This is a genomic window from Croceibacter sp. (assembly GCF_002716225.1).
GTDB classification, from domain to species: domain Bacteria; phylum Bacteroidota; class Bacteroidia; order Flavobacteriales; family Flavobacteriaceae; genus Croceibacter; species Croceibacter atlanticus.
This window is the reverse complement of sequence record NZ_PAZX01000005.1, coordinates 41,353-66,246: the sequence shown is the minus strand read 5'-3', so window position 1 is coordinate 66,246 and position 24,894 is coordinate 41,353. Positions and strand designations below refer to the sequence as shown.

Here is a 24,894-nt window from a genome sequence, read left to right as displayed (position 1 = left end):
CTTCACTATGACAACTCAAGACCCACCAATTATCACCACACAGGAATTTAATATCCCTACGGAAAAGCTATGGGAAATTATTACTACCCCAAAACTTATGAGATCTTGGTTTTTTGAACAGATACAAGATTTTAAAGCTGAAGAAGAGTTTAGTACCACTTTTTTAATTGAACATGAGAATAGGCGTTTTACACACCAATGGACAATTGTCTTAGTGGATAAGCCAAACACCATAGTTTACCAATGGAACTACAAAGAACACCAAGGCGACTCAACCGTAACCTTTAATATTACGCCCACCATAACAGGTTGCAAGCTTACAGTAACTGCAAAAACACTAGAAGACTTTCCTCAAGACATTCTAGAATTTAAACGTGAAAGTTGTATTGGAGGCTGGCAGTATTTTATAAATGAGCGCTTAAAAGCATATGTAAGCCAATAGTAAACTTAGACCTTATCTGTAAGGACTTTATACGTAGGATCTTCTAACACATTCACTTCAATAAGATCTTCTGCGTTTGCAAGAAGTGTTCTACAATCTTCGCTAAGATGCTTAAGATGTACCTTTTTCCCTACCTTTTGATAACGCTCTGTAATTTTATTTAAAGCTTCAATAGCCGACATATCTACAACTCTACTCTCTGCAAAATCTATTACAATTTGCTCAGGATCATTAAGAATGTCAAACTTATCATTAAAGGCTTGAACGCTTCCGAAGAACAGAGGTCCATAGATTTCATAATGTTTTGTACCATCATTAGCAATGTGCTTTCTAGCTCTAATACGCTTTGCATTATCCCAAGCAAACACTAGTGCAGAAATAATAACACCAATAACAACAGCAAGTGCTAGGTTGTGTAAAAACACAGTAACTAAGGTTACTAATACCATCACGAAAATATCTGATTTTGGCATACGTCTAAATGTTCTTAAACTGGCCCATTCAAAAGTTCCTATAGATACCATAATCATAAGTCCTGTAAGTGCTGCCATTGGCAAACGCTCTATAAGACCAGCGCCAAACATAATAAATATAAGCAGCATCACAGACGCTACAATTCCAGACAATCTTGCCCTTGCACCATTAGAAATGTTAATTAAACTTTGTCCAATCATAGCACAACCACCCATACCTGAGAATACACCAGATAATATATTTGCAGCACCTTGCGCTACGGCTTCTTTATTACCACTACCACGAGTTTCTGTAATTTCATCAACGATATTTAGTGTTAATAGACTTTCAATAAGTCCAACACCAGCAACTACAGCAGCATATGGAAATATAATAGCTAAAGTTTCTATATTGAAGGGAACTGCAGGTAAGTGAAACGGCGGAAAACCACCTTCAATTGATGCAATATCACCAATAGTGCGCGTATCTAAACCAAACACCACCACTAAACCAAAGACTACCAAAATAGCTACAAGTGCAGCAGGAATAGCTTTACTTAGCTTTGGAAGCCCCCAAATAATTAGCATTGTAAGTAGTACCAATCCAAGTAACACATATAAAGATGTTCCTGTAAGCCAATCTCCACCAGCATCTTTAAACTGCGTAAGCTGAGACATAAATATGATTATGGCTAAACCATTTACAAATCCAAAAATTACAGGATGCGGTACTAATCGCATTAGTTTACCTAATTTAAAAACGCCTGCAAGTACTTGTATAAGACCTGCCAAAACTACTGTAGCAAAAACATACTCAACACCATGAGATTGCACCAAGGATACAATAACCACTGCTACTGCACCTGTTGCACCAGATATCATTCCAGGTCTTCCTCCAAAAATTGAGGTTATTAACCCAAGAACAAAAGCAGCGTATAGACCGGTTAGAGGAGACAGTCCTGCAATAAGGGCAAACGCTATTGCTTCTGGAACTAGTGCCATTGCAACCGTTAAGCCTGAAAGAATTTCTGTCTTATAATTTACCTTCTGTGAAAAATCGAATAAATTGATGATTTTTTTCATGATGCGTTATCTTAATTCTAGCCGTAAATAAGGGCGCGAAATTACAGCATTTTATTCGTTTTAGGTCCTTTTGGCTATTAAATTATTTTAAATAAAGACATAAAAAAAGCCAGACTTATGTCTGACTTTTAGTTTGTTAAGCATTTACCTTATGACTTTAAAAAATTAATAAGATATGTATTTAACTCATTAGCATGTGTAAGATTTAACCCATGAGGACCATCTTTTATAACTTTAAACGTATTATCCTTAATACCTTTTGCAGCTTGATTACCAGCAGTTTCAATAGGAACTATATTATCTGCATCACCGTGAACAATTAACGTAGGTACAGTTACATTTTTAAGTTCTGATCTAAAATCTGTGTCTGCCCAAGCAATTGCTGCTTGTATGGTTGCTCTAGGAGACGCACTGCTTGCTATGTTGAAATCATAGCCTAAGTTTTGAAGTTTCACAGTGTCTTTATTATCTTCATAGTTGTAGAAGTTTTTATGAAAATCGTTCAAGAATGCTACACGGTTGCTTTGCAGAGCGTCTAAAATTCCTTGAATATCTTCTTCTGGAACACCATCTGGATTGTCGTCTTTTTGCTTTACCAACGGAATGATAGAACTTATTAATGCTGCTTTCGAAATTTTATCTGAACCAAAGTCTGTAAGGTATCTTACAACCTCTCCGCCACCCATAGAAAAACCTACAAGTACTGCATCTTTTAAATCTAATTGATTAATTAACTCAGCTAAGTCTGATGCTAGTGTAGAGTAATCATAACTGTCCCAAGGCGCAGACGATCTTCCGAAACCACGACGGTCATAAGATATACAACGGAAACCTTCTTCAATAATCTTCCAACGTTGTTGTTCCCAAGCTTTGCTACTTAGAGGCCAACCGTGGATTAATATTACAGGTTGTCCTTCGCCGTAATCTTCATAAAATATATCTACTGTTTCTTTTTCGCGTTTGTTTGTTATATATGGCATGTTTAAAAATTTTAGTTCGTTAATTATTGTTTAACATCTAATTTAAATGAATAAACAGCACGCCCCAAATATGAGTTTCACTTTAGTAAGGATTTAACGCTTAGTTATAACACATGTTAATGTGTAAATCTCTAACACGCACCACTTTCATTATATTTATTTAACTTACTTGTAAGACTTTTCTTTAAGATTTATTTTAAATTTATGTGTTAACTATTATTATTTTTAAAATGAAAAACGGCACAGTAAAATTTTTTAACGATACCAAAGGTTTTGGATTTATTACAGATTCTGAAACTAGCGAAGAGTATTTTGTTCACGTTTCAGGTTTAATAGACCGTATTAGTGAAGGCGATCACGTGGCTTTTGATCTTAAAGACGGCAAAAAAGGGTTAAATGCTATAGATGTTCGTGTGGTTTAAAGACTCACCTCTTTTAATTAACAAAACCTCTAACAGTTGTTAGGGGTTTTGTTTTATTAATGGTTTTGCTGGATTTCCTATCACAGTGCTATAATCTGGGACATTTTTGGTTACTACAGCTCCTGCGCCAATAGTAACCCATTTGCCAATAGTTAAATTTGGTAGTATTACTGCACCAGCTCCCACGTGTGTACCTTCTCCTATTTTCACACCGCCAGTAACCGTTGCATTTGGCGAAATATGAGTATAATTTTCAATTACTACATCATGTTCTACTACAGCTGCAGTATTTATAATGCAATGCGTTCCGATAATAGCATCTGCATTAATAACAGCATTGGGCATTATTACAGTTCCCTTACCTATAGACGTTAACTTAGATATAATGGCCGAGATATGACTAATTGCCTCTGCAACTTGCACTTGTTTATTTTCTACTATTTCTTTTCTGATTTTGTTATTACCTATTGCTATTACAATAGGGTTTTTAATCATTAACTCAGAATTAGATGGTGATTGTATCGTATAATTGGAAATACTCTTAAGTTTATCATTATCATCAAATACATGCCCAACATTAGTATTATCGTTAGAAGTAATTATATCTATAACCACCTTTGCATGACCACTAGCTCCGTATATGTTAATACTTTTAAATTTCACAATTATCTATTTTTTAGATATAGAATTTAAGTAACCAATATAGTTTTCAGCTAAACGTTTTCTATCAAAATGCTGTAATGCATAATTATACCCGTTTAGCCCCATTAGTTCTAATTCATTTTCATTTAGAATTCTCTTTATAGCATTTACTATAGACTCTATATTCTCAGGTTCTACATAAACACCACAATTTGCACTTTCTACTAATGTTCTTGAAACACCATCTATAGCTAATAGTATAGGTTTTTTACAAGACATATAATCAAACGTCTTATTGGAATATATCGTTTTAAATGTATCTACATTTTTAAGAACTGAGGCACCCATGTCTGAAGCTAATATGAACTTAAACACTTCAGATTTTGGAACAGGATCTCTAAAAATCACATTATCTAAGTTCTTTTTCTTTACCTCTTCTTGAAGCATTTTTTTCTGCATACCAGATCCTATGAGTTGAAAAACAACTTGAGTATCGCTAAGTTTATCAGCTGCCTCAACCAATTGAATTAAATGATTTGCAACACCGTGTGCACCGACATATGTAATTACAAATTTATCTTTAAACCCAAGATCTTCTTTAAATTTCTGAGCATCAAACTTATTTTGGACTGCTTCTGCTAAAGAAAAATCTGCTGCATTTGGTATAAAACAAATTTTCTCCTTCGGTACGCCTTTTTCTATTAACTTATCACGAAACGCAGGTGTTAATACGTTAATTAAACTCGCTTTCTTATAAATAAAATTTTCAAACCAATACGCAAGCTTAATAATTAACTTGTTTTGTAGCACACCTGTATCAATAGCTGATTCTGGCCATAAATCTCTTACTTCAAACACAAACGGAATACGTTTAAACCTTGATAAGATAAACGCTGTTATCCCAACAAATAATGGTGGTGAGGTTACTAAAATCACATCGTGTTTACCTTTTACTTTAAACAAGCCAGCATAGGTTGCAGAGAAAACAAAAGAAAAGTATCCCCAAAGTCTCCCTAAGAAATTAACGTTATAGGCTTCAGATACATGACTTCTAATAACATCTACATTATTGTAAAAATTTTTATCTTCATAAAAATACTTACCCTTATAACGTTCCGGCTTAAGTCCTGTATTATAATTAACCATACCAGACAGTACCGTTATTTTATGATTCTGATCACTCCAAACCTTTGTCATTTCATTAAAACGTGAGCCGCCGCCTTCGTTTTTTTCTAAGAAATATTGATGTAATAGAAGTATTTTCAAACTTTTAATTTCTAAGATTTATAACTGTAGTTATCTCTTGTGTAGATGTTGTAAAGGTAATTCTTTTAGATGCTATTTTCTGACCATAATAATTTGAGACAAAAACATCATCTACAATAGCGTTTAGCTTATTATTATTCGCATCTTTTGCAGACACTTCAACTTTATCATATACTTCGGGGTTTATTTGCCAAAACGCTTGTTTTTGTCTTCCCTTGGCATTATCATCAAAGCTGTCTAACACATTCCAAATAAGCTTATCATTTAACTTTTCAACAGTACGCGTATGCTTTATACCACCTAACTGCCTAAACGCATTAATACTACCTTTAAACTGTTTTGAATTTTGATCTTTTGACACTGTTGCTTCTGCTCTATTTACCCAAAAGTTCCAAATAAATCGACCTTGTTTAAGCATCTGGTTTTCTTCTGAAATAGACACTGTATTGTGAGATTGTATCCCTACATAATAATTTAGAGTTTGCGTATCTGTATTATATTTATAGCTTCCTGAATCCCACAAATAATTAATACCATTATGCCAAATATCTATATGAAGATTATCAGACTGAAATGGTCTGTCTTTATAACTACCACACCTTATAAAGGTTTTTGTAGTATCTTCTTGAATAATATAATAACCACTTTCCTTAAAACTCTCTAGCTCGTTCCATTGTGAAGCTACAGGTTTAATATCTGTTACACCGTACCAGAATCTACTTAATGTGTTGTAAGCTGTTGTGTGTTGCAATACAGCTCTAAGATCATCTAATTGAGATTTATAAACTCTATAATCATCATTTGTTAAAGGGAAAAATAAAGCTCCATCATTAGATCCGTAGTTAGGCAGTTGTCCCGAAACTGGATCCATACACGCTTCTAAAAAATTTAATGACTTTTGAGCTTTCTCATATACAACAGGCTTAAATGTATTGTTATGTAATTCTGAAAGACGTATTCCCCAAGTTAATAATTGTACCACAACACGATGGTAGTTCATTGAAAATTGTAAGAATGTACCATCATCATAAATTTGATAATCTACTTCTTCTTCAAACCAAGATTTTCCTTTTTCACTCCATAATTTTGTGTCTTCCATAAAAGGAAACATTAAATTAGAGAGGTAAAGCATTAATGTTTCTGTAATCGCATGATTATTACGAACCGCTATCCTTGAGAAGTTTATATTGTTATATACATGATGTAATTGCCAGTATATACTGTTGAGTATTGTTTTAAAACGCTCTTCTGTTAAGGCTTCAGAATCTTTGTAATAGTACAGTGCAAACGTCCAATTTAAAACTCTTAAACTAATCTCTTGGCTACAAACATAGTTTGGGCCTTGGTTTAATGGATTTTTAGTAATGAAGTCTTCAATTTCTGAAAGCACAAACTCAGCTTGGTCATCTTGGTAATGAAAATCATATCGAATAACATGGTATACATAACTAAATCTCGCTTTTTCCCAAACATATTTTATATCTCCAGATTCTTTAGATAAGCTTTCAATCTCGGACCAATGCTTAGCTATATCATATTTAAAATTAGTTTCTGGATTTGTTATCCAATTAAAATCTGCGCCTAGATCTAACCACGTGTGGCTAAAAAATTGAACCTTTCCAGATTTAATTTTTTCAAAATTATCTTTTAGAATTTGAGTAGGCTCGGGTGTTAACCCCTTAATATTTTTTCCTTGAAAGAAAAATTGAGGCGTATTATTACGCCATTCTGTTAATAATATAAATGTCTTAAAAGTAGGCTGTGTAGGAAATTTAGCTTTTAATCGTCCTGATTTTATTTCAATTAAATACTTAATCCTAAACGCTATATAACGCCAACCCATATTTTGAATAAAATCTAAGGCTAAACGACCTTTTTTGATTTTACTCCACATTTATCCAACTGTTATTTTTTAAACTTTCAATTGCTGCAAAAGATGCTTTGGTGGTATTTATTAATTCTTCAAACGGGATTATAGCTTTGCCTCCATTATTAATTTGGTCTGTTAATAATGAGAATTGAGCTTTATGGCCTTTATCCATTTTAGATTTCATTTTCTTAAAGCCTTTAAATCCATACCCTTTTAAAACTCTCCAATTATCTAAAACAAGTGTTCTTTCTTGAGAATAAACCTCTACACGTTCTTTAGCGTAAGATTTGCTACCATTTGCAAAATAGTTAATTACACCTGTTGAACCATTTTCATATTTAAGTAATAAGGTTGCGTTATCTGTAGACGCTTCTGGATCTGTACCCATTGCATTCATACAAACAGACATAACTTTACTTCCTGTTAAATACGTTATTAGATCTATAAAATGACAAGCTTCGCCTATAATACGACCGCCACCAACGGCTAAATCGTGTACCCATACATTTGAAGGTATCATACCAGCATTCATAGTTGCTATGACATTTATAGGGGTTTCAGATTGACCTAATACAACTTTCATCTTAGTTGCAAATGGAGAAAAACGCCTGTTAAAACCAACTGTTAGTGTATTATTAGATGATTTGTATGCATCTACTATGTTTTCAAGTTCTTCGTTATTTAATGCCAAAGGCTTTTCAACAAAAACATTTTTACCTGCTTTTAATCCTTTAATAACCATTGGTGCATGCAAGTTGTGCCTTGTGGTTATTACAACAGAATTTATTGATTTGTCTTGTAAAACATCATCATAATTTGTGGAACTTTTAGAAATAGAGAACTTTTTTGCTAATGCCGTTCCTGATACACCACCTGAACTTATTATAGTTTCTAATTGAGCATTTAGTCCTTTAAAGGCAGGCAACATTGTCATTTTAGTAAAATTACCTGCACCTATAATTGCTATACCTTTATTTGCTGAAGTATTTGTTTTGCTTTCAGGCTTTGTAATTGAAACTGTATTTGAATACTCTGAACCTTTATAGTTCAAGATAGATGCAATGGCTTTAGAGTTGCCAATTTCACCATAAATTTCTTTATAATTTTCTAAATCTACAATTTCGGTAATTAGAGATTTTACATCTATAGCCTGTGTTGAAATTGCATTGAGTATCGCTTCAAAATTTCGTTTTTCTGTCCATCTCACAAAAGGTAATGGATAATCTTGGCCTTGTTGCTCGTAGGTGTCGTCATATCTTCCTGGACCGTAAGAACAAGATACCTTAAATGTTAATTCTTTTTCATAGAAGTCTGCTCTGCTAATATCTAATCCTATAACTCCTACTAAAACTATACGACCACGCTTTCTTGACATTTGCGCAGCTTGGGAAATCACATCATTACTTTTTGTAGATGCCGTAATAATAACGCCATCTGCTCCAATTCCATTAGTAAGTTCATTTACCGTTTTAACTGGATCATCTCCAGAAGCAGGATTTATCGTTTGAATTCCAAATGTTTCAGCTATATCTAGTTTAGATTGGTCAAAATCTATCCCAATAACATTACAACCATTTGCTTTTAATAACTGAGCCGTCATTAAACCAATTAAGCCTAATCCTGTTACAACTATAGTTTCACCTAGTGTTGGTTCTACTAAGCGTATTCCCTGTAAACCAATACTTCCTATAACAGTAAAAGCAGCTTCTTCATCTGTAATTGAATCTGGAATTTTTGCTACTAAATTTTTAGGTATAGAGACAAACTCAGCGTGCTGACCATTAGATGCTACTCTATCTCCTACTTGAAACTCTGCAACATCATCTCCAACTGCAATTACTTGACCTACATTACAGTAACCTAACGGCAAAGGCTCTCCTAATTTGTTAAAAACTGTCTCTAAAGTTGGCAATAAGCCATCAGTTTTAATTTTATCTAAAACCATCTTAACCTTATCGGGCTGCTGTCTAGCTTTAGAAATTAAATTAGATTTCCCAAACTCAACTAACATACGCTCTGTACCAAGAGACACTAAACTTTTAGTTGTTTTTATAAGCACCTGCCCACGTTTTACCAATGGTGCAGGTACATCTTCTAATATAGTTTCTCCTGTTTTAAAGGATTGGATGATTTGTTTCATTATGCTAAGCTCTTAATAAAGTTAAAAGTTTGATTTGCTGTTGTGTTCCAAGAAAAATCTTGTGAATATATATAAGCTTTTTCAGAAATCTTTTGTCGTATTTCAGTAGAATCCAATAGTAACTTTAAATTTTTGCAAATATCGTCAACATTAAGCGGATTCATATACTCACCTGCATCTTTTAGCACTTCAGGCATTGGCCCATAATTTGAGCATAAAATAGGTAAGCCGGCAGACATAGCTTCAACCAAAATATTTGGCATATTCTCACAAGTCGAAGCAAATACAAATAAATCTGCAGATTTATATGAATTTGAAATTTCTTCATAAGGTACTTTACCCTTATACTCTACAAAATTGTCAGTACCAATTAAGGACTCTTCAAGATTTTGCCTAACTGGCTCATACATTGGTCCAATAAGTTCTAATTTGATTGGATATCCTTGTTCTACTAAGGTTTTTACCGCTTCAATTATATTCCATTGGTGCTTATAAAAATTAACTATAGAAATATAGGTTATGATAAATGGGTTTTCTTTTGAATAGGTATTTATAGGTTTTTGAATTTTAGGTTTTTGCCTAAAATCAGTAGAAATACCATGATAAATAACTGTTGATGGTTTTTCTTTAAGGCTTGGGTATTTATTTTCAATATAATCTTTAGCATAATTTGATATGTAAATTATACCTTTTGAGTTTTTAAAGGATCTTACCTGTAGCCTTTCCAAAACTTTATATCTCATCCAAGTCAACGACTTTGGAAATCTATTTCGCTCTTCATCTTCAAATACAAGCATATTTTGAGACATGCTTACGTACGGTGTTTTTTTTGAGGAAAACGTGCCTCCAGGAATAAACGCAATGTCGCTTTCTTTTAGTACAGACTCTAATTTAAAACGCTTAAATATTTCTTGCTTTAATATTGACTTAAAGTTTGAAGCAAAAATTAGTTTTTTAAGATTGGGCTGAGGTTCTATTTGAGCTAACCAATCACCTCCAACCAAAGAAATGGTATCTTCTTTATGATTTTCAACAAGGTTTTTTAAGTGTGTTAATCCTCCTCCTGCTTTTATGTTGGTTGCGTCAATGAATATTTTCAATTTATTAGTTATTTCTGATTAGAGGTTATCACTTTTGAATTGGAAAAAATTATTTTTTTCAAAATAAAGCAAAAAAATAATATCCCAATAAAATTCATTGTTGCCGTTACCGGTGATCTCACAAAAAAGAATACATACGGAAAAATCATGGCTCCAATTATAATATTATAGCCCTTAGTTTTAAACAACATAGATTGTATTGCCTCTCCAATTTTCAAAACTCTACCTAAAAGAAAAACAAACAAGAGAGAGTACTTACCAAAATCAACATATAAATCTCCAGTAAATCCAAGTGCGGAACTATGACCAGCACTTAGATTAGCTGTATATTCTCTAATAAACCAAAATCCCAACATTTGGGGTTTGTCTGGCCACAGTTGTCTGGGTACCCAAAAATATAATAAAAAACTACTTGATTTACCCAATTGATGTTGCCGTGTCTTGAAATGTTCAATTAAAAGACCTGTCATATCTATTACACCTTCTGGACTCATAAAATTACTTACTCTCTCTGGCAGAGATACATTGTGAGTTTTGGAAAGCAAAACAATCTCATTGCTTTTAGAAGAAGAAGATCTTATTGAGCGCATTAATAATGAAGCTGAAAAAAGTAAAATAAAAGATATTATTAAAATTGACATTTTCTTAAATGATGATTGACCCAATATTTTACCTTGTATAACTAAGACTAAACCAAGAGCAGAAAATAATAAAGGAAATCTATTTCCAGCTAGAAATAAGATTATGATAATTGGAGCAGAAATCAATAGAGGATAGACTAAACTTTTATTTTTTACATATAAATAATAATAGGCAATAATAGCAGGTAATACTAATCCTAAAGAACTTAGAACTGAACTTAAAAAAAAACTGCCGCCTGAACCAAAAGCTATATCTCTTCCTAATGTGAATGATGCAACAGCACCTTTAAATTTGAAAAAAACATAAAATGCAACTAATCCAATTAACATAAAATCAGCCAACTTACTAGATCTATGGTCGTATATTTTCACACTATGCCTCGTAGAAAAGGACGGTGTCCTTTTTGAAATGTAGCCAAGGTATATTATATTATTAGCAATTATCAAATACTTTAATGCTTCCAATTGATTTAAGCCAAAAAAAGGATAGTATGAAAAGACTTCTGATACGATAATGAAAAGAAATGCTCCATTCCAAACGTGAATTAGTTTTATGGTCTTTATCAAAAATATATCTAAAGAAACAATAGCGATTAGTAAGTAAAAATAAAATTCACCTAGGTTAATATAATTGTTAAAATTTATTGTAACAATGCAGCATAAAATAACTAACAAAAACCTCATAATCTACACGAATTTCTTAAGCTTCTCTGAAAAGTCAGTTATAAGTTTGTCTGTATCGAATCTTTCTTTGTAAATATTTGAAGAATATACACCCATAATATTACGTTGATTGACCGTAGATTCCGCTAACTTTTTTAAAATTTTTGCACCTTTATCTTTTTCAGTGATAGGATCATAGCTCCAGCCATTTTGCCCTTCATCCAAAACATCATCACAATTACCTATTTTGCTAGAAACTAATATAGGCAATCCTGATGCTATTGCCTCAATCGGTGAAAGAGGTGAAGGATCACTTAAACTAGGTAAAATGAATAAATCGGCAGCTGCATAATATCTAAGCATTACCTCTTGTTGTACAAAACCTATGATCTCAACTGGTATATTAAAATTTTGTATTCTTTTTGAAATTTGTGGTCTTAAGATTCCATCACCTAATAAGAATAATTTCACATTTGATATGTCAGAGATGCTAAGTAGATCTAAAAACTCTAAAATACCTTTCTTTTCTATGAATTGACCTGGCAGTATCCACATTTGACAATCCTCACTAACTCCTGCTTCTTCTAAGATTTGATGTTTATCTTTTCTAATTTTACGGATTCCATGATAGAATAGGGATTCGTCGATAATATTAGGTAGTATAAAAAAAAATCTTTCTCCAATCTCAGGAAGAAAATATCTTATATATTCTTTTTGAGGGTTTCCTGTAATTACAAAACCATCTTGTTTTGAAAGCAATAAATTCTTAAGCCTATAAGATAGGCCTTTTGTTCGTTTCACTGAGGTCAAATTTGATTCTACCCACATAAATTTCTTTGCATTACGTTTCACAAAGAATGGTACAAGCCAATGAGTAGGACTGGCCATACCTCCTAGTATTACTGCCTGATAATCACGCTTGAATATTAGACGTAACAGCAATCCTGGATTAAAATGAGCAAACATGTTTCCAATTATTGGGTGCAAACCCCAATAAAATTTATAATGATATTGATAAGTTTCCTGCTTAATTTTCCATTTTCTATTTGGCTCTTTTTTAGCCATATATAATACTTTAAGCGATAGCCCCAATAGAGTAAAGATATTTGACATGCTATTAAACATCTTTTGCCTATATGGTGCTGGTATATTTGTAATTATTAAGATGTTCTTCATTTTATTTATTCTAATTTGCACAAAGGCTCTTATAAAAACTAAAGGTTTTTTTTGCCATTGTTTCAACGTTATAGTCCTTAAGTACATCATCAAAATTTTCAGTATATTTTTTCCATTTAATTTGGGAACTAAAAACTTCATGTATTCTCTTTGCTAAGTTTAAAGGGTTACAGGAAGAATCAACAATTCCTGTTATGCCGTCTTTATGATAATCATGCAAGCCGCCATCTACCTTATAACTAAAAATAGGAACTCCATTAGCAAGTGCTTCCAGGCCACTATAGCATAAAGATTCTCTCTCCGACAATATTAATACACCTTGGCTTTTCTCAAAGAAGGGTGCTACATCATTTTGCCAACCCTCAAAAATCACACTATCTGTTAATCCTAATTCAATTATTTTTTCTTTTATTTCATTTATGTAATGATCTTCCTTTTCAGCTTTCCCTACTATAGATAACTTATAACACTTATTAGAGAAAGTTTTTAAATGATGTATTATTTCAATTGCTTCAATAACTTGCTTATCTTTTGTAATTCTACCAACCATAATAAGCGACACTACATCATTGTCAAATTTTGAGACACTTCTTATTTCTAAATTAATACCATTATTAATTTGAGTCCACTTGCTATTTTTAAAATATTGTTTATCATCTTTAAACACACTAAGTACGGTACTAGAAACTGCAATTACCCCAGTCAAAAAAGGCTTGTAAATTTTTTCAAAGATTTGTAAATCTGTCATTTGGTGAATAGTATATACAGTTTTAAATGACCCAAAACATAGAGGAACAAAACCTAGCAATGGTAAAGTATTAAAATGTATTATGTCTGGTTTAAACTTTTTAATAAAAGATCTAAACTTAAATATAATTTTTAAATCTCTTCCATTTTTTGCACCTAATTCAAAAACAGATATCCCTTTCCTTTCTAACTGTTCTCTTTTACTTTTACTATATACTTTTGTAAGAACAACGATTGTAATATCATGATTATCAGAATCTGCATGTTCACACAAATCCATAATATATTTTTCAACGCCTCCCATATGAAGCCTCTGGAGAAACATGACAATTTTCATAAAAATAATATTTAGTAAGTTTTAATCATCTCTTATTTGCCTATTTTACTTAGAAGCTCACTTTTTACAGATTCGTCTATGAATGGACAACTAACTATTAATTGTTCTTGTCCATTAAATTGTTTTTTTAAGGTTACCAAAGGTATAAGGTCTTTAACTTTTGTTTCTAAATTAATAACAATACGGTTAATATTTTTCTCTCCAATACTCATATAGTAATCATCAAATTTAAAATTGCCGCCTTCTAATTTATCACTTAAACCAATCCAAAGAGAAGGAATGCGATAAGCATCAGCAATGACAAGACCATGTAGGGAAGTGCTCAAAATCATATCACATGACAATACATCATTAACAAAAGATTTCCATTTAGTGCCGCATTCAATATCAATAACTTTAAGTTCCTCTGAAGCCACTTTATTCAGCCAAGGATTCATATTATCAACATAATGCGGTATAATACCTATTTTGTATTTTTTATCAATCTTATTATCATATAGCATAGGTAGAAGCAATGCAGGGTCACCAAAAGCTATGTCTGCTTCTTTCGATACGATTTGATTATGTTCCAGTATTGATAGTGTATTTGGACCTCTTACTGCCCTTATGTCTAATTTATGAGCAGGTACTAAAGAAGATTTTTTAATTAAACCTGAGCCCCAAACCACATCATTGTCTCTTGACCATTGAAGCACACTACCTATAACTTGATATCTAGGTAATTCTTTATAATTACTGCGTATATATTTTGAGTGTATTACTTTTTTCTTGGACAAACTCTCAACTAAAAACACATTAAGAGCATCTCCAAAATTAATTGAATGTGAATAACCACCTACTAAAATTATATTATTAAAAAAGGTATACTTTACATTCTCAAATAAATTTTGTTTTACTTCCCTAATTTTTTTCTTTATTCTTTGCTGAATACTCATAACTATTTTCTTTGGGTTTTAACGATGATTAAAAAAAATAAGATTAATTAATTAATCTTCTGGTTAAATAACAGGTAAGGTTTTAAATATAAACCATCAATATTTTTCCGCCTTCTGTCAATTTGTCACCTCGTTCTTTAATTTTATTGTATCTAGACTATTTTCCGTTTTAATTTTAGTATTGTATTTATAACTAAGCTTTTAAAGAGTCTGAAAGGCAGGAAATATAAATTTAATTTCACAATGATTTTATAAATTTCATAAGGTTTCAATTTACCTGTTTGTAAAATATCTAAAGCTCTATATTTTTTACTACATTTAAATTCTTTGTCAAATTTAAAATTGCTGGCTCTGTTCAATTTATCTAAACCACACCAGTTTTGAAATTGTCTTGCAAGATATTTATCATCACTTTTAAATAACTCCTTAGAAATAGAGCTTGATGATTCAACTCTATAAACAGACATAATTTCAGACAAATAATATAAACCGTTAGGAATTGCATAAAATATTTGTACAGTTGAATGTACTCCTAAAAGACCGTCAGTTAGACTTGAGAATTCATCTATCTGTCCTCTCCTAAAAACTATGGATTGAAATGGAGCCGTACTAGCATAATTCTTAATTACCTTATCAGCTCTAATTATTCTACTTCTCTTACCGTGAAAACCATAACCTATATTTTTTATTGTTGTCCCATATAAGCATAATGAAGGATGCGAGCAAATATTAATATCAGGATTTTTGTCTAAAACATTAATTTGTTTCTGAAGCTTATCACTACTAATCCAATAATCATCACCTTCGCAAAGTGCTATGTATTTTGCATTACTTTGTTCAAGACACCATTTAAAGTTGGATATTAAGCCTTTATTTTTTTTATGTCTCTGGTATTTTATGAGATATCCCTTCGGGTGTTTTTTTATTATTTTTTGTACTATTTCTTGTGTAGCATCTGGAGAGTGGTCATCAGCAATAATCAGCTCAAAATTAAAATTACAAACTTGCATTAGAATTCCATTTATGGCACTTTCTATGTAATCTTCATGTTTATATGTGGTCATTATAACACTTACAGTGATGTTTTTCATGATTAAATATTAATTAAGAACGTATTTCAAAAATCCTTTTACTATAATTTGGTTTTGAATCAAACTTCTTTCAAACTGATTGATACATATATCTTCTTGCCCGTTTCAGGATTTATAAAATAGGCGTTATTATAATTCCCGTGAGTAAGTGCTCTTAATTTATTAATTAACGTCCAAGCGGTAGACTTTTCATTTAAATCTATTTCCTTTAGCTTATTGAAATCTTTTTTCAAAAAAAGATTTCCTTCGCACTCAGGTACACTGGTTTTATAGTTGTCATTTATAATGTCTATGATATTTTTGTCAAACAATTGAAGTTCCTTTTCTACAATCCTCAGGTAGAGTGTTAAAGAAGTATCTGTGTTCTTTTTTTCAACAAACTCTCTAGCTATTATATTTCCATGATCAATCTCGGTATCAATTTCATGAATAGTTGCACCAACCGGTAAATTCTGAATAATTGAAAATACCTGTGGATACCAGCCTCGGTTAATTGGATTGTAACCTGGATGTATGTTTATGCAACGGACTGATTTTAAAAGTTTTTCGGGAAAAATCTGCTTACAATGAATGGATAAAACCAAATCATAACTATTAATTATTTCCAAAACATCACCTTCCATTCTCATGTCAAAAGAACTAACAGTACAATCTAGAGCATTTGAAAATTCATTTTTTTTTGAAAAAGGGCTTACGGAATAATAGAATAAATCTTCTATGTTTTTAGCTCTAATAATTTTCTTTAATTTCTTAGAAATGTCAAGATTGTCGGTAATAATTAAAATTTTTTTAAACATTCTCTATAATTAGTTTTGAAATTTGATTTACACTTTTTAATTCCAGACCCTTGTAAAGTGGTAGGCAAAGAATACGAGAACTTATTTCTTCAGAAATAGGCATGCTACAATCATCTAAATACCTAAGAGTGTTAAGAGAAGGATTAAAATATCTTCTTGGAAAGATATTGTTCTTATTTAGTAAGTGTTGAATCTTTAGCAGTTTTTTTTCTGATTCGAAAATTATTGGATAATAACTAAAGTTCCAATTTGTTCCTTCACGAATTTTCAATGGGACAACTTTATTAAAGTCCAAATAATTATTATAATTCTCAACTATTAGCTTTCGAGAATTGATTATCTCATCCATATATGGAAAAACAGCCAAGCCCATTGCCGCTTGGAGCTCAGAAATTTTCGCATTAATTCCGAGTCCGTGAAATTTTGAGGGACCATTATGCCCAAAATTATGACTATAAAACAATTTATGCATTAAATCATTATCCTTACAAAATATGGCACCACCTTCTCCTGTATGAAATAATTTTGTGGCATGAAAACTACATGTACTAACATCTCCATATTGAAAAATTGATTTTCCTTTATACTTTACCCCAAAACAATGTGCTGCATCATAAATCACTTTTAAATTATGTTTTTTGGCAATATCATCAATGGCTTCCACATGACAAGGATTTCCAAAAACATGAGTTGCAAGTATGGCAGTAGTTTTATTCGTAATTGCAGCTTCTATCTTAGTCTCATCTATTGTTAGATAATCTGCATGAATGTCTACAAAAACAGGTGTGCAATTTTCCCAAACTATGGCCGATGTAGTTGCGATATAACTAAAAGGTGTTGTTATTATTTCTCCTTGATTCCCCAAAACCTTTAATGCTATTTGTAATGGCAATGTTCCATTAGTCATCAAAGTCATGTTTTCAATATCAGAATCCATCTTAATTTTACTTTCTAATTCAAGAGCTAGTTCCCCACGATTAGTCATCCACTCATTTTTCCAAATTCTTCTGAGCTGTTTTTCATATTGTTCTAATGGAGGAAAAAATGTTTTCGTTACGTTTATCATTTTTTAGTCTTTATTTTTTTTATTAGGTAAAATATCTCATCAAAACTCTCTTTATTAATAGTCCAATGAAGTGTTAAAAAGAGAAATGAATAAATAATAAACAAGAACACTATAACAAAAAAACTAGTAAAATCATCAAGATAATTTATTAAAAAGTAAATAGATGCAATTATAGTGAATGAAGGTAATATAATTCGAAACGCATCTTTATTTTGAATCCAGAAAGGGTAATCCAAAACTTTTCTAGCGAAAAATTGATTTACGAATAAGCTTAGAAAACTTGATAAGACTTGTCCAATTATAATTGCTATTATGCCATAAGGTACAGTAAAAATTAATATAACAACTCCTAGTATTTTTTTGGTGATCTCTGCTTTTAAAAATAAGTCACTTCGTCCAGTAACCTTTAAAGAATTTAGATAATATACGTGTAATGGAAAGATGATACCTCCAATACAGAGTAATTGAAAATAAGGTACAGCAGCGATCCATTTATCTGTCAATAATAAAACTATTAAAGGTTTAGCAAAAACTATACCTATACCCATAGTGAATGACATAACTAATAAAATTGTTTTTAATATTTTTCTATAGACTAAAAGTAATCTTTTAGGTTCATTCCTAATCTCAGAAAGTACTGGATACAAAACCTTATTAATAGAGCTAGTAATAATTATTAAAGGTGTATTGCGTAAAGTTATCGCTCTAGTGTAATAGCCAACTTGTGCAGGTGCATACAACTTTCCTATGATTAATGTATAAACATTATTATAAGTACTATCCAATAGACCCGACAACAAAAGTTTATAACCAAAATTAAAATGCACTTTCCACTTTTCCTTTCTAAACCTAAATAACGGGTACCAATTGCCTCTTATCCAATATTGAATACAAGTTAATGTACTTTGAATAATTTGCATCCAAACTAATGCCCAAACACCATAACCCAAATACCCCATAATTATTCCTACCAAACCAGAGATTATAATAGACGGAACTTCAATTAAGGTTTGACTTCTGAAGTCTAGTGCCTTTGAAAGTCGAGTTACTTGAACAATGTAAAGCGCATTAAGTATGATTATAAAGCTATAAATTCTAATTAAAAGTTTCAAAATAGGTTCATCATAGAAGAACGAAATGTAAGGTGCCAAAAAATATAAGGCTATGTATATTGTAGTTGCCGTGCCTATATTCATGTAAAAAACAGATGAGTAGTCATCATCATCAGGATCTACGGTTCTTAGTAAAGATTGTGCTAATCCTGAATCTATTAACGTCATTCCAATTGCGTAAAAAATGACTATCATTCCAATAAAACCGAATTGCTCTGGTGCTATTATTCGTGCTAGTATAATTTGTATAATAAATCTAATAATAGCAATACTTAATTGTTGTATAGAGGTCCAACCAATACCCGAAGCTGTTTTTAATCTTAAAGACATATTTTTTTCAAGTAAGAGTAGTATTCTCCTTTTAAGTTTTCTACCCTTTCTTTAATACTTTTTGGAGTTATCCATTTATACGTTAATGCAATTTCTTCTAAACAAGCTATCTTGAGGCCTGTTCTTTTCTCAACAGCCTTTACAAATTCTGTAGCTTCTGTTAATGCTTCATGAGTACCTGTATCTAGCCAAGCGAAACCACGACTAAGTATTTGCATTTTAAGATCTTTTTGCATTAAAAAAGCTTGATTCACTGAGGTGATTTCTAATTCTCCCCTATCAGATGGTTTTACTTCTTTAGCAATATTTATAACAGAATTGGGGTAGAAATATAAACCTACAACTGCATAATTAGATTTAGGTTGTTTTGGTTTTTCCTCTATACTAACCACATTTTTTTCTTCATCAAATTCTGCTACGCCATACCTTTCTGGGTCGTTTACATAATTTCCAAACACAACAGCCTTTTGCTCATTCTTAACAGTTTTAACTGCATCAAATAATATTTTTTGTAATCCTGCTCCGTAAAAAATATTATCTCCTAAAACTAAGCAAACATCGTCTTGACCTACAAATTCCTCACCTATAATAAAAGCCTGTGCTAAGCCATCTGGTGAAGGTTGTTCAGCATATTCTAATGTAATTCCAAAATTACTACCATCTCCTAATAATTTTTTAAAATTAGGTAAATCATGAGGTGTAGAAATAATTAAAACTTCTTTTATACCAGCTAACATCAAAACAGATAGCGGGTAATAGATCATTGGCTTGTCGTAAATTGGCAATAATTGTTTACTTACCGCTATAGTTAATGGATGTAACCGTGTGCCTGAACCACCTGCTAGTATTATACCTTTCATATTATAGTTTATTATCTGATTTTCCACCTAAAATACCTTTAACATCGTATACAACAGCGTTATTTGATTTATAATCATCTAAATTTAAATCTATAAATTGATTATGTGCAACTGTGAGTACGATCGCATCGTAGGCTTTATGAGATGCTGAATCGAGTTCAGCATGACATTTTATATTATATTCGTGTTGTACTTCTTCTGGATTTGCCCAAGGATCGTAAATAGTTACGTTAGTTCCATAGTCTTTTAAATGTTTAACCACATCAACCACTTTTGTGTTTCTTACATCAGGGCAATTTTCTTTAAACGTAATTCCTAACACTAAAATTTTAGCATTCTTTATTTTTAAATCATGTTTTAGCATCAACTTCACCACTTCACTTGCCACATACTGCCCCATACTGTCGTTCATACGACGGCCTGCTAATATAATCTCTGGATGATAGCCTAGTTCTTGTGCTTTTTGTGCCAGATAATACGGATCTACCCCTATACAATGTCCTCCTACTAAGCCTGGTTTGAAAGGTAAGAAATTCCATTTTGTACCTGCTGCTTCAAGAACATCATGGGTGTTAATATCCATCATATTAAAAATCTTAGCCAGCTCATTTACAAATGCAATATTAATATCACGTTGTGAGTTTTCAATCACTTTAGCAGCTTCCGCTACTTTAATTGAAGGTGCTAGGTGCGTTCCCGCAGTAATCACTTCAGCATAGAGTGCATCTACTTTTTTTCCTATCTCGGGTGTTGAACCTGACGTTACTTTTAATATTTTTTCGACTGTGTGCTCTTTATCACCTGGATTAATTCTCTCTGGTGAATATCCTACAAAGAAGTCTTCGTTAAATTTAAGATTGCTAGTACGTTCTAACACTGGCACGCATTCTTCTTCTGTGGCGCCAGGATATACTGTAGATTCATAAATAACGATATCGTGTTTCTTTAACACCTTACCTATGGTCTCACTAGCCTTAAATAAAGGTATTAAGATTGGTCTGTTGTTTTTATCTACAGGTGTTGGTACTGTTACAATAAACACATTACAATCCTCAATATAATTAACATTAGAAGAACACAAAAGTCCTTTTCCTTTATTATTTAATGTACCCACATCTTGAACAAGTACTTCCTGTAAAATATCATCTTCAACCTCAAGTGTATCATCATGACCCTCATTTAGTTTTGCTACACGATTTTGATTTATATCGAACCCAATCACTGGATATTTCGTTCCAAATAATCTTGCTAATGGTAATCCTACGTACCCTAAGCCTATGATAGCAATTTTTATTTTTGCCATGATTATTTATTTAAATTATTCCAATACCAGTCTACAGCTTCCTTCAATCCTTCATTAAATTCGTGAGTTGGTTTGTAGTCTAATAATCTTTTTGCTTTATCTATAGAGGCCAATGAATGTGGTACATCACCTTTTCTAATTGGCCCATTTAATATTTCTACTTCTTTTATTTTAGTGTCAAAATTTGATAATTGTGATCTTAGAAGTGTTGCTACATCTTTAATGGTTGTTCTGTCTCCTACAGCCGTATTGTACACCTTATTTAATGCGTCTTCTTTATCTGTTGTAATGGTTAACATATTCATTTGAATGACATTATCTATATATGTAAAATCTCTAGAAAATGTACCGTCTCCGTTAATGGTTGGGCTTTCATGATTCATAAATTGAATGACAAACTTAGGAATCACTGCTGCATATGCACCCTTTGGATCTTGTTTCCTGCCAAACACATTAAAATAACGTAAACCAATAGTATCTAAATCATAGGTTATTTTAAAATTAGCTGCATATAACTCATTTACATATTTTGTAATGGCATATGGTGATAATGGCTGCCCTATTTCTTCTTCTATTTTAGGTAATGATACAGAATCACCATACGTTGATGAACTTGCTGCATATGTAAAACGTTTCACCTTTTGATCTCTTGCAGCAATCAACATATTTAAGAATCCACCAACATTCACATCGTTAGACGTAATCGGATCATTTATAGATCTTGGTACTGAGCCTAAAGCTGCTTGGTGTAGAATATAATCTTGACCTTTCGCAGCGTTTTGACATGTTTCTACATCTCTAATATCACCTTCTATTAATGTGAAGTTTTCATGAGACATTAGATGTGCTATATTGTGTTTATGCCCTGTCGCAAAATTATCTAAACACGTCACTATAGCATTTTGTTTCAAAAAGAATTCGCATAAATTTGATCCTATAAAACCAGCACCGCCAGTTATAAGGATTTTTGCTCCCTTAAGTTTTTCTTTTTGTTGGTTCGTTAATTTCATTATATGTTATTTTTCAAGAACTCCACAAAAATCTAAAACTACCTTATTGTGTAAGCTTCCTAAATTTTTAAATTGATTATGGGCTACTAAAAACACAATTATATCTGCATTCTCTACTGCTGTATTATACTCTGTTAATTTAAATACTTTGTGCTCTTGAATGTTTGGCTCCACAATGTAGTATTCTTCATCTTGGGCATCTTGTAATACTTTTTGAGCAATATATTTAGCTGGAGACTCTCTTAAGTCATCTATATTTGGCTTAAACGCCAAGCCCATTAACGCAATTTTAGGCTTTTTACCATGGTCCAATTGAAATTGCAGTTTAGCATTTTTTACTTGCTCTGCACACCAAAATGATTTGTAGTTATTTATTTCTCGAGCTTTACCTATAATTTGAGATTCCATTGGAAAATCTGCAACAATAAAATAAGGATCTACTGCAATACAGTGCCCTCCTACTCCACTTCCTGGTTGTAAAATATTTACCCTAGGATGTTTATTTGCCAGTTTAATTAATTCCCAAACGTTTATGCCTGCTTTGTGACATATTAAAGACAATTCATTAGCAAAAGCGATTTGCACATCTCTAGACGAATTTTCTACTAATTTGCACATTTCTGCGGTACGTGCATTTGTCGCGTGAAGTTCACCTTTTACATAGTTTTTATAAAATGCCAAAGCACGCTCTGTACTTTCTATATTTACACCTCCAATGACGCGATCATTATGTACCAACTCATGCATGACATTTCCAGGCAACACACGTTCAGGACAATATGCGATGTGCAGTTTCCCTTCAAGTTCCGGACGTTCTGCATATATATAATCCATCATTTTTTCCGTAGTCCCTACTGGCGATGTTGATTCTATTATATATAAGTCATTCTCCTTTAACAATGGTAAAATACCTTTTGTAGCAGCCTCGACAAAAGAGATATCTGGCTCATTCTTGTCTTTAAATGGAGTAGGCACTACAATTAAATAAGTATTGGCTTCCTGTGCTTTAAGACCTGCTTTTAAAAACCCATTTTTTACAGCACTAGCCACTGCACTATCTAATTCTGGTTCTACAATATGAATCTCTCCTCTATTGATTGTCTCTACTACATTTGGGTTAATATCTACCCCAAATACATTAACTTTATTAGATGCTATAAGTGCTGCTGTAGGTAGACCTATATAGCCTAACCCAATCATTACGACTTCTGGTTTCATGATTCTAAAGATTGAATATGGTTTACTATACGCTCACAAGCCTTGCCATCTCCATAAGGATTATGTAGTGTACTCATATGCTTAAAACGTTCTGTATTATTTAGCAAATCTAAGGTTTCTGATACAATTAGCTCGGTATTTGTACCTACTAAGATCACGGTACCAGCATCGACTGCTTCAGGACGTTCTGTTGTATCCCGCATAACTAAAACTGGCTTTCCTAAACTTGGCGCTTCCTCTTGTACGCCGCCGCTATCTGTAATAATTAATTTTGAGCGATTCATCATCCAAATAAAGTCTTGATATGCCAACGGGTCTATTAACATAATATTACTTATTTCACCTAATATTCTGTTTACTGGCTCTTTTACTTTAGGATTTAAATGTACCGGATATACAATTAGTAGCTCTGGCTTTTGAATCGCTATCGTTTTTAATGCCTTACAAATCTTCTCAAAACCATCGCCATGATTTTCACGTCTATGTCCAGTCACTAAAATAATATCTTTCTTTCCTAAGGTTTTTTCTAAGTCTTGAATTGTTTTTGAAGGCTTTTCTGTTACTTTCTCCACACTTTCCATTAGGGCATCAATAACGGTGTTTCCTGTTATTACTACAGACTCCTTATTTATATTTTCTAACAGTAAATTTGCCTTAGACGTTTCAGTTGGTGCAAAATGAATATCTGCAATTCTGCCCGTTACTTGTCTGTTAATCTCTTCTGGAAACGGAGACCATTTGTTATGCGTTCTTAAGCCTGCTTCTACATGACAGACTTTTGCACCAGAATAAAATGCTGCAATACTTGTGGCCATAGTTGTACTTGTGTCTCCGTGTACATACACATAATCGGGCTTAAACTCCTCTAGAACCTCTTTTAGCTGCACAATAATTTCAGCTGTAAGATTATATAAGTTTTGATTGGGTTTCATTAAGTCTAAATCGAAATCTGGTGTGATTTCAAAAAAATCTAAAACCTGATCCAGCATTTCTCTATGTTGTGCTGTCACACAAACTTTAGTCTCAAAATGTAAATTATTCTTAAGAAATTCTTTTACTAAAGGTGCCATTTTAATAGCTTCAGGACGTGTTCCGAAGACTATTAAGTGTTTTGTTTTTGCCATATAGCAGGTAACTTGGTGGTTATTAATTTAGATGTTGGGGCTTAACTTCTAAATTTTTAATTGATTGCAAAAATAAGATAGTTATGT

At 32.2% G+C, this 24,894-nt stretch carries 22 protein-coding genes; 2 read left to right on the top strand and 20 right to left on the bottom strand.

Going from position 1 to position 24,894, the window contains the following annotated elements:
• The first annotated feature begins 7 nt into the window (after nt 1-7).
• On the top strand, nt 8-442 hold the full coding sequence (locus CL818_RS02245; RefSeq protein ID WP_272974043.1) for an SRPBCC family protein: 435 nt from the start codon (nt 8-10) through the stop codon (nt 440-442).
• 5 nt (nt 443-447) lie between these two features.
• Here CL818_RS02245 and CL818_RS02240 read toward each other — a convergent pair whose 3' ends face one another.
• Together CL818_RS02240 and CL818_RS02235 are read right to left on the bottom strand one after the other, a co-directional pair.
• Nucleotides 448-1,977 carry a SulP family inorganic anion transporter gene (locus CL818_RS02240; RefSeq protein WP_272974044.1) on the bottom strand — a complete coding sequence of 510 codons (1,530 nt, stop codon included), beginning with the start codon at nt 1,975-1,977 and terminating at the stop codon, nt 448-450.
• Nucleotides 1,978-2,126: 149 nt separating this feature from the next.
• Nucleotides 2,127-2,957, bottom strand: a complete 831-nt coding sequence (locus tag CL818_RS02235) for an alpha/beta fold hydrolase (protein WP_286971346.1) — start codon at nt 2,955-2,957, stop codon at nt 2,127-2,129.
• A gap of 230 nt (nt 2,958-3,187) precedes the next feature.
• Here CL818_RS02235 and CL818_RS02230 point away from each other — a divergent pair, with 230 nt between their 5' ends.
• Nucleotides 3,188-3,379 (top strand): cold-shock protein, encoded by a 192-nt coding sequence (locus CL818_RS02230; RefSeq protein WP_219360033.1) that lies wholly within the window; start codon nt 3,188-3,190, stop codon nt 3,377-3,379.
• Nucleotides 3,380-3,418: 39 nt separating this feature from the next.
• On the opposite strand, the gene CL818_RS02225 is transcribed toward CL818_RS02230, so the two are convergent.
• The 18 genes from CL818_RS02225 to wecB form a co-directional block, all read right to left on the bottom strand.
• The gene (locus tag CL818_RS02225; RefSeq protein ID WP_272974046.1) at nt 3,419-4,042 is read right to left on the bottom strand and encodes an acetyltransferase; all 624 of its coding nucleotides are present in this window, start codon (nt 4,040-4,042) and stop codon (nt 3,419-3,421) included.
• A 6-nt stretch (nt 4,043-4,048) separates the two neighbouring features.
• Nucleotides 4,049-5,287: a glycosyltransferase family 4 protein gene (locus tag CL818_RS02220; RefSeq protein WP_272974047.1), complete on the bottom strand. Its 1,239-nt coding sequence runs from the start codon at nt 5,285-5,287 to the stop codon at nt 4,049-4,051.
• Between the two features lie 4 nt (nt 5,288-5,291).
• Nucleotides 5,292-7,181: an alginate lyase family protein gene (locus tag CL818_RS02215; RefSeq protein WP_272974048.1), complete on the bottom strand. Its 1,890-nt coding sequence runs from the start codon at nt 7,179-7,181 to the stop codon at nt 5,292-5,294.
• The gene (locus tag CL818_RS02210) at nt 7,171-9,297 is read right to left on the bottom strand and encodes a bi-domain-containing oxidoreductase (RefSeq protein WP_272974049.1); all 2,127 of its coding nucleotides are present in this window, start codon (nt 9,295-9,297) and stop codon (nt 7,171-7,173) included. The genes CL818_RS02215 and CL818_RS02210 overlap by 11 nt, the downstream gene beginning before the upstream one ends.
• Nucleotides 9,297-10,397: a glycosyltransferase family 4 protein gene (locus CL818_RS02205; RefSeq protein ID WP_272974050.1), complete on the bottom strand. Its 1,101-nt coding sequence runs from the start codon at nt 10,395-10,397 to the stop codon at nt 9,297-9,299. The genes CL818_RS02210 and CL818_RS02205 overlap by 1 nt, the downstream gene beginning before the upstream one ends.
• A gap of 8 nt (nt 10,398-10,405) precedes the next feature.
• The gene (locus CL818_RS02200; RefSeq protein ID WP_272974051.1) at nt 10,406-11,722 is read right to left on the bottom strand and encodes an oligosaccharide repeat unit polymerase; all 1,317 of its coding nucleotides are present in this window, start codon (nt 11,720-11,722) and stop codon (nt 10,406-10,408) included.
• A gap of 3 nt (nt 11,723-11,725) precedes the next feature.
• Entirely contained in the window at nt 11,726-12,766 is a 1,041-nt protein-coding gene (locus CL818_RS02195) for a glycosyltransferase family 4 protein (protein ID WP_272974052.1), read from the bottom strand.
• Between the two features lie 121 nt (nt 12,767-12,887).
• Nucleotides 12,888-13,961: a glycosyltransferase family 4 protein gene (locus CL818_RS02190; RefSeq protein ID WP_272974053.1), complete on the bottom strand. Its 1,074-nt coding sequence runs from the start codon at nt 13,959-13,961 to the stop codon at nt 12,888-12,890.
• A 32-nt stretch (nt 13,962-13,993) separates the two neighbouring features.
• Complete coding sequence (locus tag CL818_RS02185) at nt 13,994-14,896, bottom strand: polysaccharide pyruvyl transferase family protein (protein ID WP_272974054.1); 903 nt, start codon at nt 14,894-14,896, stop codon at nt 13,994-13,996.
• Nucleotides 14,897-15,048: 152 nt separating this feature from the next.
• Nucleotides 15,049-15,987 (bottom strand): glycosyltransferase family 2 protein, encoded by a 939-nt coding sequence (locus tag CL818_RS02180; RefSeq protein WP_272974055.1) that lies wholly within the window; start codon nt 15,985-15,987, stop codon nt 15,049-15,051.
• A 59-nt stretch (nt 15,988-16,046) separates the two neighbouring features.
• The gene (locus CL818_RS02175) at nt 16,047-16,784 is read right to left on the bottom strand and encodes a dTDP-4-amino-4,6-dideoxyglucose formyltransferase (protein WP_272974056.1); all 738 of its coding nucleotides are present in this window, start codon (nt 16,782-16,784) and stop codon (nt 16,047-16,049) included.
• Nucleotides 16,777-17,850, bottom strand: a complete 1,074-nt coding sequence (locus CL818_RS02170) for a DegT/DnrJ/EryC1/StrS family aminotransferase (protein WP_272974057.1) — start codon at nt 17,848-17,850, stop codon at nt 16,777-16,779. Before CL818_RS02170 ends, CL818_RS02175 begins: the two co-directional genes overlap by 8 nt.
• Nucleotides 17,847-19,292 (bottom strand): lipopolysaccharide biosynthesis protein, encoded by a 1,446-nt coding sequence (locus CL818_RS02165; RefSeq protein ID WP_272974058.1) that lies wholly within the window; start codon nt 19,290-19,292, stop codon nt 17,847-17,849. Before CL818_RS02165 ends, CL818_RS02170 begins: the two co-directional genes overlap by 4 nt.
• Nucleotides 19,283-20,152, bottom strand: coding sequence for a glucose-1-phosphate thymidylyltransferase RfbA (rfbA, locus tag CL818_RS02160; protein ID WP_272974059.1), 870 nt, complete (start codon nt 20,150-20,152; stop codon nt 19,283-19,285). Before rfbA ends, CL818_RS02165 begins: the two co-directional genes overlap by 10 nt.
• A 1-nt stretch (nt 20,153) precedes the next feature.
• Nucleotides 20,154-21,455, bottom strand: a complete 1,302-nt coding sequence (locus tag CL818_RS02155) for a nucleotide sugar dehydrogenase (protein WP_272974060.1) — start codon at nt 21,453-21,455, stop codon at nt 20,154-20,156.
• A gap of 2 nt (nt 21,456-21,457) precedes the next feature.
• Nucleotides 21,458-22,465 (bottom strand): SDR family oxidoreductase, encoded by a 1,008-nt coding sequence (locus CL818_RS02150; protein ID WP_272974061.1) that lies wholly within the window; start codon nt 22,463-22,465, stop codon nt 21,458-21,460.
• Nucleotides 22,466-22,471: 6 nt separating this feature from the next.
• Entirely contained in the window at nt 22,472-23,683 is a 1,212-nt protein-coding gene (gene wecC, locus CL818_RS02145; protein ID WP_286971341.1) for a UDP-N-acetyl-D-mannosamine dehydrogenase, read from the bottom strand.
• Complete coding sequence (wecB, locus tag CL818_RS02140) at nt 23,680-24,807, bottom strand: non-hydrolyzing UDP-N-acetylglucosamine 2-epimerase (protein ID WP_272974063.1); 1,128 nt, start codon at nt 24,805-24,807, stop codon at nt 23,680-23,682. Before wecB ends, wecC begins: the two co-directional genes overlap by 4 nt.
• Nucleotides 24,808-24,894 lie beyond the last annotated feature (87 nt).

What these genes read in the sequence shown, in the direction of transcription:
- CL818_RS02170 (WP_272974057.1), bottom strand. Translation starts at nt 17,850, where the DNA reads ATGATAAACGTAACGAAAACATTTTTTCCTCCATTAGAACAATATGAA.
- CL818_RS02235 (WP_286971346.1), bottom strand. Translation starts at nt 2,957, where the DNA reads ATGCCATATATAACAAACAAACGCGAAAAAGAAACAGTAGATATATTT.
- CL818_RS02175 (WP_272974056.1), bottom strand. Translation starts at nt 16,784, where the DNA reads ATGTTTAAAAAAATTTTAATTATTACCGACAATCTTGACATTTCTAAG.
- CL818_RS02150 (WP_272974061.1), bottom strand. Translation starts at nt 22,465, where the DNA reads ATGAAATTAACGAACCAACAAAAAGAAAAACTTAAGGGAGCAAAAATC.
- CL818_RS02240 (WP_272974044.1), bottom strand. Translation starts at nt 1,977, where the DNA reads ATGAAAAAAATCATCAATTTATTCGATTTTTCACAGAAGGTAAATTAT.
- wecB (WP_272974063.1), bottom strand. Translation starts at nt 24,807, where the DNA reads ATGGCAAAAACAAAACACTTAATAGTCTTCGGAACACGTCCTGAAGCT.
- wecC (WP_286971341.1), bottom strand. Translation starts at nt 23,683, where the DNA reads ATGAAACCAGAAGTCGTAATGATTGGGTTAGGCTATATAGGTCTACCT.
- CL818_RS02165 (WP_272974058.1), bottom strand. Translation starts at nt 19,292, where the DNA reads ATGTCTTTAAGATTAAAAACAGCTTCGGGTATTGGTTGGACCTCTATA.
- CL818_RS02210 (WP_272974049.1), bottom strand. Translation starts at nt 9,297, where the DNA reads ATGAAACAAATCATCCAATCCTTTAAAACAGGAGAAACTATATTAGAA.
- CL818_RS02180 (WP_272974055.1), bottom strand. Translation starts at nt 15,987, where the DNA reads ATGAAAAACATCACTGTAAGTGTTATAATGACCACATATAAACATGAA.
- CL818_RS02190 (WP_272974053.1), bottom strand. Translation starts at nt 13,961, where the DNA reads ATGAAAATTGTCATGTTTCTCCAGAGGCTTCATATGGGAGGCGTTGAA.
- rfbA (WP_272974059.1), bottom strand. Translation starts at nt 20,152, where the DNA reads ATGAAAGGTATAATACTAGCAGGTGGTTCAGGCACACGGTTACATCCA.
- CL818_RS02230 (WP_219360033.1), top strand. Translation starts at nt 3,188, where the DNA reads ATGAAAAACGGCACAGTAAAATTTTTTAACGATACCAAAGGTTTTGGA.
- CL818_RS02245 (WP_272974043.1), top strand. Translation starts at nt 8, where the DNA reads ATGACAACTCAAGACCCACCAATTATCACCACACAGGAATTTAATATC.
- CL818_RS02185 (WP_272974054.1), bottom strand. Translation starts at nt 14,896, where the DNA reads ATGAGTATTCAGCAAAGAATAAAGAAAAAAATTAGGGAAGTAAAACAA.
- CL818_RS02215 (WP_272974048.1), bottom strand. Translation starts at nt 7,181, where the DNA reads ATGTGGAGTAAAATCAAAAAAGGTCGTTTAGCCTTAGATTTTATTCAA.
- CL818_RS02195 (WP_272974052.1), bottom strand. Translation starts at nt 12,766, where the DNA reads ATGGCTAAAAAAGAGCCAAATAGAAAATGGAAAATTAAGCAGGAAACT.
- CL818_RS02155 (WP_272974060.1), bottom strand. Translation starts at nt 21,455, where the DNA reads ATGGCAAAAATAAAAATTGCTATCATAGGCTTAGGGTACGTAGGATTA.
- CL818_RS02200 (WP_272974051.1), bottom strand. Translation starts at nt 11,722, where the DNA reads ATGAGGTTTTTGTTAGTTATTTTATGCTGCATTGTTACAATAAATTTT.